General features: G+C 63.1%; 13 protein-coding genes. 7 read left to right on the plus strand and 6 right to left on the minus strand.

Going from position 1 to position 14110, the window contains the following annotated elements; all coding sequences use genetic code 11:
- Positions 1-14: 14 nt before the first annotated feature.
- The 3 genes from V5B40_RS12040 to V5B40_RS12050 all read left to right on the plus strand — a co-directional run bounded on the left by V5B40_RS12040 (position 15) and on the right by V5B40_RS12050 (position 2713).
- Positions 15-1448, plus strand: a complete 1434-nt coding sequence (locus tag V5B40_RS12040; RefSeq protein WP_332354719.1) for a S41 family peptidase — start codon at positions 15-17, stop codon at positions 1446-1448.
- 23 nt (positions 1449-1471) lie between these two features.
- Positions 1472-1897, plus strand: coding sequence for a hypothetical protein (locus V5B40_RS12045; RefSeq protein ID WP_332354720.1), 426 nt, complete (start codon positions 1472-1474; stop codon positions 1895-1897).
- Between the two features lie 72 nt (positions 1898-1969).
- Entirely contained in the window at positions 1970-2713 is a 744-nt protein-coding gene (locus V5B40_RS12050; RefSeq protein WP_332354721.1) for a HesA/MoeB/ThiF family protein, read from the plus strand.
- Between the two features lie 33 nt (positions 2714-2746).
- Here V5B40_RS12050 and ribD read toward each other — a convergent pair whose 3' ends face one another.
- From ribD to V5B40_RS12075, 5 genes are all read right to left on the minus strand, one after another.
- Positions 2747-3853, minus strand: coding sequence for a bifunctional diaminohydroxyphosphoribosylaminopyrimidine deaminase/5-amino-6-(5-phosphoribosylamino)uracil reductase RibD (gene ribD / locus V5B40_RS12055; protein WP_332354722.1), 1107 nt, complete (start codon positions 3851-3853; stop codon positions 2747-2749).
- Positions 3853-4323, minus strand: coding sequence for a transcriptional regulator NrdR (gene nrdR, locus V5B40_RS12060; RefSeq protein ID WP_332354723.1), 471 nt, complete (start codon positions 4321-4323; stop codon positions 3853-3855). Before nrdR ends, ribD begins: the two co-directional genes overlap by 1 nt.
- Positions 4320-5579, minus strand: a complete 1260-nt coding sequence (gene glyA, locus V5B40_RS12065) for a serine hydroxymethyltransferase (protein ID WP_332354724.1) — start codon at positions 5577-5579, stop codon at positions 4320-4322. Before glyA ends, nrdR begins: the two co-directional genes overlap by 4 nt.
- 33 nt (positions 5580-5612) lie before the next feature.
- Complete coding sequence (locus tag V5B40_RS12070) at positions 5613-6839, minus strand: cation diffusion facilitator family transporter (RefSeq protein WP_332354725.1); 1227 nt, start codon at positions 6837-6839, stop codon at positions 5613-5615.
- A 265-nt stretch (positions 6840-7104) separates the two neighbouring features.
- On the minus strand, positions 7105-7704 hold the full coding sequence (locus tag V5B40_RS12075; protein ID WP_332354726.1) for a CBS domain-containing protein: 600 nt from the start codon (positions 7702-7704) through the stop codon (positions 7105-7107).
- Between the two features lie 401 nt (positions 7705-8105).
- Here V5B40_RS12075 and secA point away from each other — a divergent pair, with 401 nt between their 5' ends.
- Positions 8106-10820 (plus strand): preprotein translocase subunit SecA, encoded by a 2715-nt coding sequence (gene secA / locus V5B40_RS12080; RefSeq protein WP_332354727.1) that lies wholly within the window; start codon positions 8106-8108, stop codon positions 10818-10820.
- 128 nt (positions 10821-10948) lie between these two features.
- Positions 10949-12196, plus strand: a complete 1248-nt coding sequence (argJ, locus tag V5B40_RS12085) for a bifunctional glutamate N-acetyltransferase/amino-acid acetyltransferase ArgJ (protein ID WP_332354728.1) — start codon at positions 10949-10951, stop codon at positions 12194-12196.
- Here the strand turns inward: argJ and apaG are convergent, their stop codons facing one another.
- Entirely contained in the window at positions 12197-12580 is a 384-nt protein-coding gene (gene apaG / locus V5B40_RS12090; protein WP_332354729.1) for a Co2+/Mg2+ efflux protein ApaG, read from the minus strand.
- 151 nt (positions 12581-12731) lie between these two features.
- Here apaG and rpe point away from each other — a divergent pair, with 151 nt between their 5' ends.
- A complete protein-coding gene (gene rpe, locus V5B40_RS12095; RefSeq protein ID WP_332354730.1) occupies positions 12732-13421 on the plus strand; it encodes a ribulose-phosphate 3-epimerase in 690 nt (229 codons plus the stop codon).
- Positions 13418-14104 (plus strand): phosphoglycolate phosphatase, encoded by a 687-nt coding sequence (locus V5B40_RS12100; RefSeq protein ID WP_332354731.1) that lies wholly within the window; start codon positions 13418-13420, stop codon positions 14102-14104. The genes rpe and V5B40_RS12100 overlap by 4 nt, the downstream gene beginning before the upstream one ends.
- The last annotated feature ends 6 nt before the right edge of the window (positions 14105-14110 follow it).

A 14110-nucleotide genomic window follows, 5' to 3' on the forward strand; every position in this document is an offset into this window, starting at 1 on the left:
ACGGAGTGAGAGAAATGAGTAAGTGGAAACAGGCCGGGCTGCTTTGCGCCGGAGTTCTTGGTGGCGTTCTGATCAGCCTGCAGTTTTCGGCGCTGGCCGAAAAGGAGACTCGCACGAGTCTGCCTGTGGAAGAGTTGCGCACTTTCGCGGAGGTCTTCAATGCCATCAAGAAGGGCTATGTCGAACCGGTCGGCGACAAGGCCCTGATCACGCACGCGATCAGCGGCATGCTCTCCAACCTGGACCCGCACTCGACTTACCTCGATGCCGACGCCTTCAAGGACTTGCAGGTCGGTACGCAAGGCGAGTTCGGCGGCATCGGTATCGAAGTCGGCATGGAAGATGGCCTGGTCAAGGTGGTGTCACCGATCGAGGACACTCCCGCAGATCGCGCTGGCGTCAAACCGGGAGACCTAATTTTCAAGATCGACGATACGCTGGTCAAAGGGCTGACCCTGACCGAAGCGGTCAAGCGCATGCGCGGCAAGCCGCAGTCGCAGATCAGACTGTCGATCCTGCGCAAGGGCGAGAGCAAACCGATAGAAATCGCGCTGACCCGCGAAGTGATCAAGGTGCAGAGCGTCAAGTCGAAACGGCTTGACGACGGCTACGGCTATCTACGCGTCACCTCTTTCCAGGAAAATACCGGTGCGGCGGTGGTCAAGCACCTCCAGGACCTGACCAAACCTGGACCCCTGCAGGGGCTGGTTCTCGACCTGCGCAACGATCCGGGCGGCCTGTTGAATAGTGCCGTAGGCGTATCGGCGGCCTTCCTGCCGCCGGATTCCTTGATTACCTCGACCGATGGGCGCGCCCCCGACGCCAAGCACGAGTTCCACGCTTCGCCGGCAGACTATCTGCGTGGCAGCCGCGACGATTACATCAAGCGCTTGCCTGCCGAGGCGCGCACAGTACCGATGGTGGTGCTGGTCAATGGTGGCTCGGCTTCGGCGTCGGAAATCGTCGCCGGCGCGCTGCAGGATTACAAACGTGCCATCGTCATGGGAACGACCAGCTTCGGCAAGGGCTCGGTGCAGACCGTTCTGCCCCTGCCCGGAAACACCGCCATCAAGCTGACGACGGCACGCTACTTCACGCCTTTGGGGCGTTCGATCCAGGCCAAAGGCATCAGCCCCGACATTGTCGTTGAGGAAACGGCCAATGGCGGCTCGCGGCAACGCTTGCGCGAAGCGAACCTTGATCACCACCTCGAAAACAACACCCAGCCGGCGACCGAGGCCGCGAAGCCGGAAGTGCCCGCCAAACCGTCAAGCAAGGAGCCGCTACCCGCGCAGCCGAAGCCCGACGAAGCGAAGGACAGCGACCAGGACGAAGGCGACGAGACGGCCGAGCTGCCGAACCGCGAGCTGGCTTCGAAAAAGGACTACCAGCTGACCCAGGCGCTGAATTTACTCAAGGGCCTGCAGATCATCCGCAGCAAACCCTGAACCTTTCTCTCGGGGGAAGGCACGTGAAACGACCGGCCGCGACGAGCTACAAGACAGCACCGATCCGCAAGGAACGCAATATCCTGTTTGCCAAGTTTCCCCCGGACCAGGTGCCTGAAGCCTCAGAATTCCTCGCCCAGATCGAGCAGCTGGAGGTCGAGCGACGTGAGCAGCAGCGCGCTGTCGGCGTCGCCTATGATCTTCACCAGCACTCTCTGGAAGAGCTCGAAGCCAGCCTTGAGGACAAGGGCTACCACCTCGACAATACCTTGATGAGCAAAATGATGCGGGCGCTGATCTACTACGTCGAGGAAACGCAGCTGCATAACCTCGAAGCGCCTGAGCGACCATTGAAACGCTCGCAGTCGGAAGCCTACACACACGCCTGGGAACGCCACCCACATGGCGATCATGACGACACGCCGCCCGAGTGGCGCGAGTACAAGTAATCGCCGCATTCCGAACGCTCAGAGCAGTCGGAACATGCGCCGCATCTGCAGGAAAAGGCCAGGGCCCGCCCGATGAACGACGAGCAGTTGCTTCGCTATAGCCGCCACATCCTGCTCGACGAGATCGGCATCGAAGGACAGCAGCGCCTGGTCAACGCCAAGGCGCTAGTTGTCGGTGCCGGCGGCCTGGGCTCTCCGGCCGCCCTCTATCTCGCCGCCGCCGGCCTGGGACACATTAGCCTCGCCGACGGCGATCAGGTTGACCTCACCAATCTGCAGCGCCAGATCCTGCATACGCAGGAGCGCATCGGCCAGCCCAAGGCCTGCTCAGGACAGGTCGCACTGGCGCACATCAATCCCGAAGTGCAGGTCGAGGCGATCAACAGCCGTCTCGCCGGCGAAGCACTGGCGGCGCAGGTCGCCGACGCCGACGTGGTGCTCGATTGCTGCGACAACTTCGCCACCCGCCACGCCGTCAATCGGGAGTGCGTCCGACAGCGCACGCCACTGGTTTCCGGTGCGGCGATCCGTTTCGCCGGCCAGCTGGCGGTATTCGACAGTCGCCACAAGGACACGCCCTGCTATAGCTGCCTGTTCCCGGAAGGCGACGATGTCGAGGAGGAGCGCTGCGCGGTGATGGGCGTCTTCGCACCGCTCACTGGCATCATCGGGGCCATGCAGGCCGCCGAAGCACTGAAACTGATCGCCGGTGCCGGCGAAGTCGTCCTTGGCCGTCTGTGGCTGCTCGACGGCCTGTCCATGGAATGGCGCAGCGTGAACTTCAGCAAGGATCCCCAGTGTTCGGTCTGTGCGTGACGACGGTCATGGCCGTCCCCCTCTTCCCGGGCATCAGGCAAGGCGTGCCAGCAGGCGCAGGTCCGGGCCGACCAGGCGCAGGTCGCGAATGAGCAGCCTGCGCTTGCCGGCCAGCGACTCCAGCGCCGGCAGATCGAACATGCCACGCGCCGCGTCGCCGACCAGACACGGGGCCAGGTAGAGCAGTAGTTCATCGACCAAGCCGGCGCCGAGTAGCGAGCCGCTGAGGCGAAAACCCGCCTCGGCGTGCACTTCGTTGATGCCGCGGCGGGCAAGTTCAGTGAGCAAGGCGAGCAGATCGACCTGCCCGTCCGGCCCTGGCAGCAACAGCACTTCGGCACCGACTTGGCGGAGAGCGGCGATCCGCGCGGCATCGCCAATGGCCGCAACGACCAGGACAGCACCACCGCGTAGCAGTCTGGCGTCAAGCGGCAGTTCAAGCCGGCTATCGACGACCACTTTCAGCGGCTGGCGAGAATCGCTGCGAAGCCCTTCCACCCCACGCACATTGAGCTGCGGGTCGTCGTGACGGACCGTGCCGATGCCGGTCAGCATGGCGCAGGCGCGCGCGCGCCAGCGATGCCCGTCCTGACGTGCATCCGCACTGGTCAGCCACTGGCTGGCACCGTTGCGCAGTGCGGTCTTGCCGTCGAGACTGGCGGCGACCTTCATGCGCAGCCAGGGTCGCGCACGCGTCATGCGAGCGACGAAACCAATGTTGAGTTCCCGAGCTTCGGTCGCCAGCAAGCCCTCCTCGGCAAGTACCCCGGCAGCGCGCAGGCCAGCCAGGCCCTGCCCGGCGACCAGTGGATTGGGATCGCGCATGGCGGCAACGACGCGGCGCACACCCGCCGCCAACAGCGCGTCGGTGCACGGCGGCGTGCGGCCATGATGACTGCAGGGCTCAAGCGTCACGTAGACGGTCGCTCCGCGCGCACGTTCAGCGGCGGCGCACAGAGCATGCACTTCGGCGTGCTCGCCACCGGCACGCAGATGCCAGCCTTCGCCGACGATCTGGCCATTGTTGACGATGACGCAACCGACACGCGGATTGGGAGTGGTGGACTGCAGACCCAACTCGGCCAGGCGCAGCGCCCGCGCCATCATTTCGTGATCAGCGGCGCTGAAACCCTGCGCCATCAACGACCGATTTTCTGTGGCGAGCGAGAAACTTCGCGAATCAGCTTGGAGAACTCGTCGACGTCCTCGAAATTACGATAGACCGAAGCAAAGCGCACGTAGGCCACCTTGTCGAGCTTCTTCAACTCGAACATGACCATCTCGCCGACTTTCTCAGAGGCCAGTTCGCGCTCGCCGAGGGCCAGCAGTTTTCCTTCGATGCGGGCAATCGCCGCCTCGACTGCCTCGGTGCCGACCGGCCTCTTGCGCAAAGCCAGGCGGAGACTGGCGGCCAGCTTCTCGGGGTCGAAATTGACTCGCGAGCCATTCTTCTTGATCACCTGCGGCATGCGCAACTCGGCACGCTCGTAAGTCGTAAACCGCTTGTCGCATTTCAGACAACGCCGGCGGCGGCGGACGAGGTCACCATCGTCATTGATACGGGTATCAGCGACGGTTGTTTCGTCAGCGCCGCAGAACGGGCACTTCATCCGGCCGTCCCGCCATAGACCGGGAACTTCTTGCACAGCGCCGCACCGTCGGCGCGTACTCTGGCCAGCACTTTTTCGTCACCAGGCGCATCGAGCACGTCGGCGATCATGTGGCCAACCAGCTCGGATTCGATCTCGGTGAAACCACGCGTGGTCATCGCCGGCGAACCGATGCGAACACCGGAAGTGACGAAAGGCTTCTGCGGATCGTTCGGGATGGCATTCTTGTTGACCGTGATGTGCGCCGCGCCCAAGGCTGCCTCGGCTTCCTTGCCGGTGATGTTCTTGGCTCGCAGGTCGACCAGGAAGACATGCGACTCGGTACGGCCCGAGACAATACGCATGCCGCGCTCTTCCGACAGTACCCGCGACAGAACACGCGCGTTGGCCAGCACCTGCTCCTGGTATTTGGCAAAGCTGGGCTTCAGCGCCTCTTTGAAAGCCACCGCCTTGGCAGCGATCACATGCATCAGCGGCCCGCCCTGCAAGCCCGGAAAGACTGCCGAGTTGATCGCTTTTTCGTGCTCGGCCTTCATCAGGATGACGCCGCCGCGCGGACCACGCAAGGTTTTGTGCGTCGTCGAAGTGACCACATCGGCGTGCGGAACCGGGTTCGGGTAGCAGTCGCCGGCGATCAGACCGGCGTAGTGCGCCATATCGACCATGAAGATGGCACCGATTTCCCTGGCTACGCGGGCAAAGCGCTCGAAGTCGATGCGCAGCGAGTAGGCCGAAGCGCCGGCGATCAGGATCCGCGGCTTGTGCTCGCGGGCCAACGCTTCCATTTTCGCGTAATCAATGGCTTCATGCTTGTCGAGACCGTAGGCCACGACGTTGAACCACTTGCCGGACATGTTCAGCGGCATGCCGTGCGTCAGGTGGCCACCTTCGGCGAGGCTCATGCCCATGATCGTGTCGCCCGGCTTGGCGAAAGCCATCAGAACCGCCTGATTGGCCTGCGACCCGGAATTCGGCTGGACGTTCGCCGCTTCGGCCGAAAACAGCTTTTTCAGGCGCGCGATCGCCAGTTGCTCGGCGACATCGACATGCTCGCAGCCACCGTAGTAGCGCTTGCCCGGATAGCCTTCGGCGTATTTGTTGGTCAACTGCGAACCCTGCGCAGCCATCACCGCGTGACTGACATAGTTCTCCGAAGCGATCAACTCGATATGCGCTTCCTGACGCCGATTCTCGTTTTCGATCGCCTGCCAGATCTCGGGATCCACTTTCGCCAGTGTGTCGTTAGCCGAAAACATCGTACGCCTCGCAAGCCTTGAAAAAGAAGGGGATTATAGCATGCGCCCCAAGGCGACCCGCAGCCGGAAATCAGCCGCGGCGGGGGGGGAAACGCGCTGGCGGTAGTTGATCGACAGCGCGCCGAGCAAGGGATGCTCGCGCAGACGCTCGGCGAACTCACGCTCCGCCGCGCTCACCACGGCCGCGTCGGCGAGCACCTCGCAGGGCAGGAAGACCTCGGCTTCGACACGGCCATTGAGGTAGTGCAGGACCACGCGCTGCGGTTTCGGCAGGGTCGCCAGCACCGGCGCCAGGAAACCCATCAACTCGCTGCGGTCGGGCATGCGCTGGCTCTTGCCGTCGTGATCCTCGTCGTCTTCGACATCGACATGTACCAGCACATCGGAAACCGTGGGGTGGCTATCGAGCACCCGCTTGCGCGTCACCTCGGCAATGCGATGCCCCTCCGAGACGCTGATCCTCGGACTAACGCAGACATGCGCATCGACCAGCGAGCGGTGCGCCATGCGCCGAGTGCGCAATTCGTGCAGGCTGCCCACTCCCTGGGTATCGATGATCACCTGGCGAATACTGGCTACCTCCTCGACCGACAGACCGGTGTCGATCAGTTCCTGCAGCGCCTCCCAGGAAAACACCACTCCCATGCGCACGATCATGAAACCGACGATCACCGCGGCCACGGAATCGGCAAACACGAAACCCATCAGATTGCCGCCGATCCCCACCGCCACCACCAGCGAGGAGGCGGCGTCCGAACGCGCGTGCCAGGCGTTGGCGATCAGCATCGGCGAGCGCAGGCGTTGACCGACGTGCAACATGTAGCGAAACAAGCCTTCTTTGGCGACCAAGGCGAGAAGCGCCGTCCACAGCGCCAGCGGCGCCACCGGCGGCAGGCTGCCCAGGTCCTGCAACTTGACGCCGGCGCTCCAGATGATGGCACCACCGGTGGCCGCGAGAATCGCCCCCAGGCCAAACGATGCCGCGGTCTCGATGCGCGCGTGACCGTAAGGGTGACTCTCGTCAGCCGGATCCTTGCTGTGATGGGCGGCAAAGAGCACCAGAAAGTCACAAACGAGATCGGACAGCGAATGCATGCCATCGGCGACCAGCGCTTGCGAGTTGGCGACGATACCGGCGACAACCTGCGCCGCCGTCAGCAGGACGTTTACCGCCACGCTGATCCACGTGCAGCGTTGGGTCAGCGCGTACCGTCCCGGGTCATCGAAGGAAATTTCCGGGGCTGCCTTAGCGCTGCTCATGCTCTGGGTCACTCTGTAAAGAAGGGTTTGTCATATTCTGTTGCCATTGCCAGGAAAAGGAGCAGTCGGGAGGTCTGTGACGGTCGTCTGTACCCGGAAAAACAACCGTCAGCGCCTTGCCGCCAATCCGGCCAAGGGCCACGTCAGCTGCGTGGACAAAACCAAGGTGCCGGAACACACGGACGGGCACCATGCGGTGAAAGAGTATCCGGCGAGCAGCCCTGGCCCGCCCTGTCGACTGCGAGCCTGCGAGAACTGAGCCCGCTCAGCGCCCCAGCGAGTTCACCACTTGCGAAAAAGTGTGTGCGACTTCTTCCGTGGTCGACTCGCCGCCCAGCTGACGCTCGATCTGAGGCAGGAAGAAGGCACCGCAGAGGATGTGGTTGTCGCTTTCGTCGTGCTCGACAACCAGACAGCTGGATGCCCCCAGTTGCTTGAGCGTGGCCACGACATGACCGACCTTTGCCCCTTCGAGGTCCCGCAGATGCACGACCTCGGCGTCGTCGTGCTTGTTGATCATCACATTGCCGACGACCAGTTCGCCAGGGCGAATTCCCATCGCATGCGCTGTCGCCAGCGGCCGGTGTCCCTTGGTGCAGGCTTCGGTGACAATGCCCAGCAACTGCCGCTGCTCGTCGCCGACCAGCAAATAGTGCACGTCGCACAGCGTCATCAGCCGGTTGGCCTCGTCCAGTGCGGCGTCGCGCGCAATGGTGGCCGGCGCAAAGCGACGAAAATCGGTCATCACGGCCAGAGCCGGGGAATCCGCGCCAACCCGGGCACCCACGACAGCCTTCGGCAGGTAACACGGAACACCTCTCCTGAGCCGGGTCCAGGGTAGAGGCTTGAAGTGACTATCGGACATTTCGTGACTCCCATTGGGTGACGGTAGGAGAATTAAAGCACCTGGCATTCCTTTCTGGCAAGCGCAATTCGGCTGCCTCGGTCGCGGGCCGACATCGAGCGCCACGGCGGACGCAGCAGGGGCCGGCGCCAACGCTAGCGTCGGACGCCCCCCCTCCCAATGACGTAACGGAGCGACGCCAGACGAAGCCAGAATTGCGTCCAGCGAGTCTTGAAGGTAGTATCCATGCCGCACGCCATATGCTTACCTTGGTCCTGTCAGCCCGATTTTTCGGCGCGGCAAGCCCGGTTGCTCCCGCCTGGCTCTCCATCGCTCGCCATTTCTGGCGTGGCAATGCACCGCCACCGCTGCCTGGCAGGGGCCTTTACACTAACTTCGCAGCTTCCTTTACCGTTCCCAGAATGATTCCCGGCCTACTCAAAAAGATTTTCGGCAGCCGCAACGATCGGCTGATAAAACAGTACTCGCGGGCTGTCCGCAAGATCAACGCGCTCGAGGAAGGGATCAGCGCGCTGTCCGATGAAGAGCTGCGCGGCAAGACGGTCGAATTCAAGGAACGTGTGGTCAAGGGCGAGACGCTGGACGCCCTCCTTCCGGAAGCCTTCGCGGTCGTGCGAGAAGCCGGCAAACGGGCCCTCGGCATGCGCCACTTCGACGTGCAACTGATCGGCGGCATGGTCCTGCACGACGGCAAGATTGCCGAAATGCGCACCGGCGAAGGCAAGACTCTGGTCGCCACGCTGGCCGCCTACCTGAATGCCCTGGCCGGCAAGGGCGTGCACATCGTGACGGTCAACGACTATCTGGCCAACCGCGACGCGGAATGGATGGGACGCCTGCATCGCTTTCTCGGTCTTTCGGTCGGCGTCAACCTGTCGCAAATGCAGCACGAAGACAAACAGGCCGCCTACGCTGCGGACATCACCTACGGCACCAACAACGAGTTCGGCTTCGACTACCTGCGCGACAACATGGTCTACACGACCGGCGAACGGGTACAGCGCAAGCTCAGCTTCGCGATTGTCGACGAAGTCGACTCGATCCTGATCGATGAAGCACGCACGCCGCTGATCATCTCGGGACAAGCCGAAGACCACACCGATCTCTACGTACGCATGAACGCGATCGCGCCGATGCTCGAGCGCTGCCAGGAAGAAAATGGTCCCGGCGACTACTGGGTGGACGAGAAAGGTCATCAGATCCTGATGACCGAGGCCGGTCACGAGCACGCCGAAGAGATGCTCGCTGCTGCCGGCCTGCTTCCCGACGGCGGCAGTCTCTACGACGCCAGCAATATCCTGATGATTCACCACCTCTACGCCGCCTTGCGCGCGCACAACCTGTTCCTCAGGGATCAGCAGTACGTGGTGCAGAACGGCGAGGTGATCATCGTCGACGAGTTCACCGGTCGCCTGATGTCCGGCCGCCGCTGGTCCGAAGGCCTGCACCAGGCGGTCGAGGCCAAGGAAGGCGTGAAGATCCAGAACGAGAATCAGACGCTGGCGTCGATTACCTTCCAGAACTACTTCCGGATGTACAGCAAGCTGTCGGGGATGACCGGCACAGCCGATACCGAGGCCTATGAGTTTCAGCAGATCTATGGCCTGGAAACGGTGGTTATTCCGCCCAACAAGCCCATGCGGCGGACCGACAACAACGATCAGGTCTTCCGTACCGCGCAGGAGAAACACGCGGCCATCGTCGCCGATATCCGCAGCTGTCGCGAGCGCGGACAGCCGGTACTGGTCGGCACGACGTCGATCGAGAATTCCGAGCTGCTCTCGGCGCTGCTCGACCACGAGAAGCTGCCGCACCAGGTTCTCAACGCCAAGCAACACGCGCGTGAGGCGGAGATCGTCATCCAGGCGGGCCGCCCGGGCATCATCACCATCGCCACCAACATGGCTGGTCGCGGCACCGACATCGTTCTCGGTGGCAGCATCGAAAAGCAGATCAGCGCGATCCGCGACGGCGAAAACCTGGCTGCCGACGAGCGCGATCAGCGCATCGCTGAAATCCGTAGCGAGTGGCAGGTGCTGCACGACCAGGTGGTGGCGTCCGGAGGATTGCACATCATCGGCTCGGAACGACACGAGTCGCGCCGCATCGACAACCAGCTGCGCGGCCGTTCGGGCCGCCAGGGCGACCCGGGCTCCTCACGCTTTTACCTGGCGCTTGACGATTCCTTGCTGCGCATCTTTGCCGGTGATCGTCTGAAAGCGATCATGGAGCGCCTGAAAATGCCCGAAGGCGAGCCGATCGAGCATCCGCTGGTCTCACGCTCACTGGAATCGGCACAACGCAAGGTCGAAGCGCGCAACTTCGACATTCGCAAACAGCTGCTCGAGTACGACGACGTCTCCAACGATCAGCGCAAGGTCATCTACGCGCAGCGCAACGACTTGCTCGAGAGCGAAGACATCTCGGAAACGGTCACCGCGATGCGCGCGGCGGTGTTGCAGGAGAATTTCCGGCGGCACGTACCGACCGACAGCGTCGAAGAGCAATGGGACCTGCCAGGGCTGGAAAACACGCTCGTCGCCGACCTGCAGTTAGCGCTGCCGATTGTCGCCTGGTCAAGCGACGAACCCAATTTGCGCGACGAAGAAATGCTCGAGCGGATGGTCGACGCGGCGACGGCGAGCTATTCCGCCAAGGTCGAGCTGGTCGGCGCGGAGATGTTTCACCAGTTCGAACGCAACGTCATGCTGCAGAGCCTGGACACACACTGGCGCGAGCATCTGGCAGCCCTTGATCACCTGCGCCAGGGAATTCATCTGCGTGGCTACGCACAGAAGAACCCCAAGCAGGAGTACAAGCGCGAAGCCTTCGAACTTTTCGAGAGCTTGCTCGACAGCGTACGCGCCGACGTGACACGAATCTTGATGACCGTTCAGATTCGCCCGCAGGATGTCGAAGAAAGCGCTCCGCATGCCGAAGTACAGAATGTCCAGTATCAGCACCTGGGCTACGACGAAGTGCTGGGGAGCGACGATCACGCACCTCCGGCGGAAACCATGAAACCGCTGCACGCCGGGCCAAAAGTCGGCCGTAACGACCCCTGCCCCTGCGGCTCTGGCAAGAAGTACAAACTCTGTCACGGCAAGTTGTCGTAAGCGCCGCTGCCAGCACAGTACCCCGTGGCAGGGGGGTGAATAGCCACTTGCGCAGGCGCCCGCTGCCGAAGCCGTAGCCTGCGCTTGCCGCCGCACTGCCTCTGCCCTACCCCGTTCGCGAGGTTGCAATGCCCGTCAATTATCGTACCCCCGCCGCCGCAGAGCTCTGGCCGGTTGCCGGCGTTCGTCTCGGCGTCGCCGCGGCGGCCATCCGCAAGCCTGATCGGCATGACCTGACCGTGCTGGCTCTCGACCCCGGCTGTCGCGTCGCCGGCGTGTTTACCAGCAACCGCTTTTGCGCCGCACCGGTGCACGTCTGCCGCCGCCATCTGGAACTCGGCAGCGACGCGCGCGCGTTGCTCATCAATACCGGCGTCGCCAACGCCGGCACCGGCGAGCAAGGCTTGCGGGCGGCGGCCGAAACCTGCGCTGCCCTCGGCCAACTGCTGGCTATCGATGACCGCCAGGTGCTGCCTTTTTCGACCGGCGTGATCCTCGAACCGCTGCCGGTCGAGCGCCTGATTGCCGGCCTGCCAGCCTGTATCGCCGACCTGCGCGCCGACCACTGGCATGCTGCCGCACACGCCATCATGACCACCGACACCGTCGCCAAAGCCGCCTCGCGGCGCTTCGCGATCGACGGCAAGCGCATCACCATCACCGGCATCAGCAAGGGCGCCGGCATGATCCGGCCAAACATGGCGACCATGCTCGGCTTCATCGCCACCGATGCCGGCGTCGCCGCGCCGCTGCTACAGCAACTGCTGCGTGAAGCGGCCGACGAGTCATTCAACTGTATCAGCGTCGACGGCGACACCTCGACCAATGACTCCTTCATCCTGATCACCACCGGTCAGAGCGGCATCGAAATCGCGGACGCGTCGACAACGGCCTACGCGCAACTGCGCGAAGCGCTGATCGCCGTCGCCATGGAACTGGCGCAAGCGATCATTCGCGACGGCGAAGGAGCCAGTAAATTCATCACCGTCGCCGTCGAAAGTGGCCGCGACCGTCAGGAATGCAAGCGCGTCGGCTACGCCGTCGCCCATTCACCGCTGGTCAAGACGGCTTTCTTCGCTTCCGATCCCAATCTGGGGCGCATCCTGGCCGCTATCGGTTACGCCGAAATCGACGCGCTCGACCCACTCGACGTCGACCGGATCAGAGTCTGGCTGGCGAGTGGCGGCAGCGAGATTCTGGTGGCCGAAAAAGGCGGCCGTGCCGCTTCGTATCGCGAAGAGGACGGTGCACGCATCATGGGCGAGACCGAAATCAGCGTCCGCATCGACCTGGGACGCGGCAGCGCGCGTGCCGCGGTGTATACCTGCGACCTTTCCTACGAATACGTGCGAATCAACGCCGACTACCGCAGTTAGTCAGTGCAAAACGCGCGGCACGGCGAGGGTGAACTCGCGGATTTCGGCGTCGAACTGCGTGCCGTCTACGGCCGTTAACTGGTAACTGCCGCGCATCGTGCCGACAGGCGTCTCGAGTTGGCAACCGCTGGTATATTCGAACTTCTCGCCCGGCTGCAGCAGCGGTTGCCGGCCGACGACGCCGAGGCCGCGCACCTCCTGCACCTCGCCGGCGGCATCGGTGATGATCCAGTGCCGCGAAATCAATTGTGCAGCCACGGTTCCAACGTTCTCGATGGTAATTGCGTAGGCAAAGACGTAGCTGTCGTTGGCGGGATCCGACTGCTCGGCGATATATTTCGGGACCGCGCTGACTGCGACCTCGTATTTCCTGCTTTCGGCCATGTTTGCTCAATGTTGGGACGATCAGAAGTGGCATTGCACACCAAAGTGCGCATGCTGACAAGCCCGGCGAGCAAGCGCGACAGCACGCGAGGCTGCAGGAAACCGTTTCGCGGTAAAATATGACCTGCTTTTTCTAACGGGTTTATTGTCCATGCACGTCATAGCGCCCAGCATTCTTTCCGCCGATTTCGCCAGGCTTGGCGAGGAAGTGGTCAACGTCCTTGCCGCCGGCGCCGACTGGATTCACTTCGATGTCATGGACAACCACTACGTACCCAACCTGACCATCGGCCCGCTGGTCTGCGCGGCGATCCGCCCGCTAACGAGGGCACCCATTGACGTGCATCTGATGGTCAAACCCGTCGACCGCATCATTCCCGACTTCGCGAAGGCCGGCGCCAACCTCATCACTTTTCACCCCGAAGCCAGCGAGCATGTCGACCGCTCGCTGGCGCTGATTCGTGAATGCGGCTGCCAGGCCGGCCTGGTGTTCAATCCGGCGACGCCGCTGGAGGTCATGGACTACGTCATGGACAAGCTGGATATCGTCCTGCTGATGAGCGTCAATCCCGGCTTCGGCGGACAGCAGTTCATCCCCTCGACGCTGGCCAAACTGCGCGCCGCACGCGCGCGCATTGACGCCTACGGACGCGAAAGTGGGCGCCGCATCCGCCTCGAGGTCGATGGCGGGGTGAAGGTGGACAATATTGCCGAGATTGCCGCCGCCGGCGCCGACGCTTTCGTCGCCGGTTCGGCGGTCTTCAGCGCTGGCAGCGACAGCGACGCCAATCGGTACGACACGGTGATCGCGGCGCTGCGCGCGCAACTGGCGGCCGCATGATCTCAGGACCACTCGCCGTGCGCGCCGTGCTCTTCGATCTGGACGGCACGCTGATCGATACCGTCCTCGACCTGCACGCCGCAGCCAACGCCATGCTCAGCGACCTCGGTCGCCCGGAAATTGCCGTAGCAGCGGTTCGCAGCTACGTCGGGCGCGGCATTCCCAATCTCGTCAAGCGCGTTCTCGCCGGCAGCATGCTTGCCGCCGACGACCCGACGCCACCGCCCAAGGCAGCGCTGGACAGCTTTCGGCACCACTACGCCATTGCCAACGGACGCCACGCGCTCCTTTTCCCAGGCGTCCGTGACGGCCTTGAAGCTTTCCAGGCCCTGGGCCTGCCGCTCGGAGTGATCACCAACAAGGCCGAAGCTTTTTCCTTGCCGCTGCTCGAACAGGTCGGTCTGGCACCTTTTTTCCAGGTAGTCGTCAGCGGTGACGTTCTGCCGCGGGCGAAACCCGACCCAATGCCTCTGGTCTGGGCCAGCGGCCGCCTCGGCGCCTCACCCGCCGAGGTGTTGATGATCGGCGATTCGGTGCACGATTTTCACGCCGGACGCTCGGCTGGCTGCCACGTTTTTCTGGTGCCCTACGGCTACAACGAAGGGCGCGGGGTGAGCGATCTCGCTTGCGATGCTATAGTCTCGACCCTCGCCGAAGCGGCCCAGCGCGTCAGTCACGCATGAACAGCC

It is taken from the genome of Candidatus Accumulibacter meliphilus (assembly GCF_036625345.1).
Classification (GTDB): domain Bacteria; phylum Pseudomonadota; class Gammaproteobacteria; order Burkholderiales; family Rhodocyclaceae; genus Accumulibacter; species Accumulibacter meliphilus.

What these genes read in the sequence shown, in the direction of transcription:
- V5B40_RS12050 (WP_332354721.1), top strand. Translation starts at nt 1,970, where the DNA reads ATGAACGACGAGCAGTTGCTTCGCTATAGCCGCCACATCCTGCTCGAC.
- V5B40_RS12075 (WP_332354726.1), bottom strand. Translation starts at nt 7,704, where the DNA reads ATGTCCGATAGTCACTTCAAGCCTCTACCCTGGACCCGGCTCAGGAGA.
- nrdR (WP_332354723.1), bottom strand. Translation starts at nt 4,323, where the DNA reads ATGAAGTGCCCGTTCTGCGGCGCTGACGAAACAACCGTCGCTGATACC.
- apaG (WP_332354729.1), bottom strand. Translation starts at nt 12,580, where the DNA reads ATGGCCGAAAGCAGGAAATACGAGGTCGCAGTCAGCGCGGTCCCGAAA.
- ribD (WP_332354722.1), bottom strand. Translation starts at nt 3,853, where the DNA reads ATGGCGCAGGGTTTCAGCGCCGCTGATCACGAAATGATGGCGCGGGCG.
- secA (WP_332354727.1), top strand. Translation starts at nt 8,106, where the DNA reads ATGATTCCCGGCCTACTCAAAAAGATTTTCGGCAGCCGCAACGATCGG.
- V5B40_RS12100 (WP_332354731.1), top strand. Translation starts at nt 13,418, where the DNA reads ATGATCTCAGGACCACTCGCCGTGCGCGCCGTGCTCTTCGATCTGGAC.
- V5B40_RS12040 (WP_332354719.1), top strand. Translation starts at nt 15, where the DNA reads ATGAGTAAGTGGAAACAGGCCGGGCTGCTTTGCGCCGGAGTTCTTGGT.
- rpe (WP_332354730.1), top strand. Translation starts at nt 12,732, where the DNA reads ATGCACGTCATAGCGCCCAGCATTCTTTCCGCCGATTTCGCCAGGCTT.
- argJ (WP_332354728.1), top strand. Translation starts at nt 10,949, where the DNA reads ATGCCCGTCAATTATCGTACCCCCGCCGCCGCAGAGCTCTGGCCGGTT.
- V5B40_RS12070 (WP_332354725.1), bottom strand. Translation starts at nt 6,839, where the DNA reads ATGAGCAGCGCTAAGGCAGCCCCGGAAATTTCCTTCGATGACCCGGGA.
- glyA (WP_332354724.1), bottom strand. Translation starts at nt 5,579, where the DNA reads ATGTTTTCGGCTAACGACACACTGGCGAAAGTGGATCCCGAGATCTGG.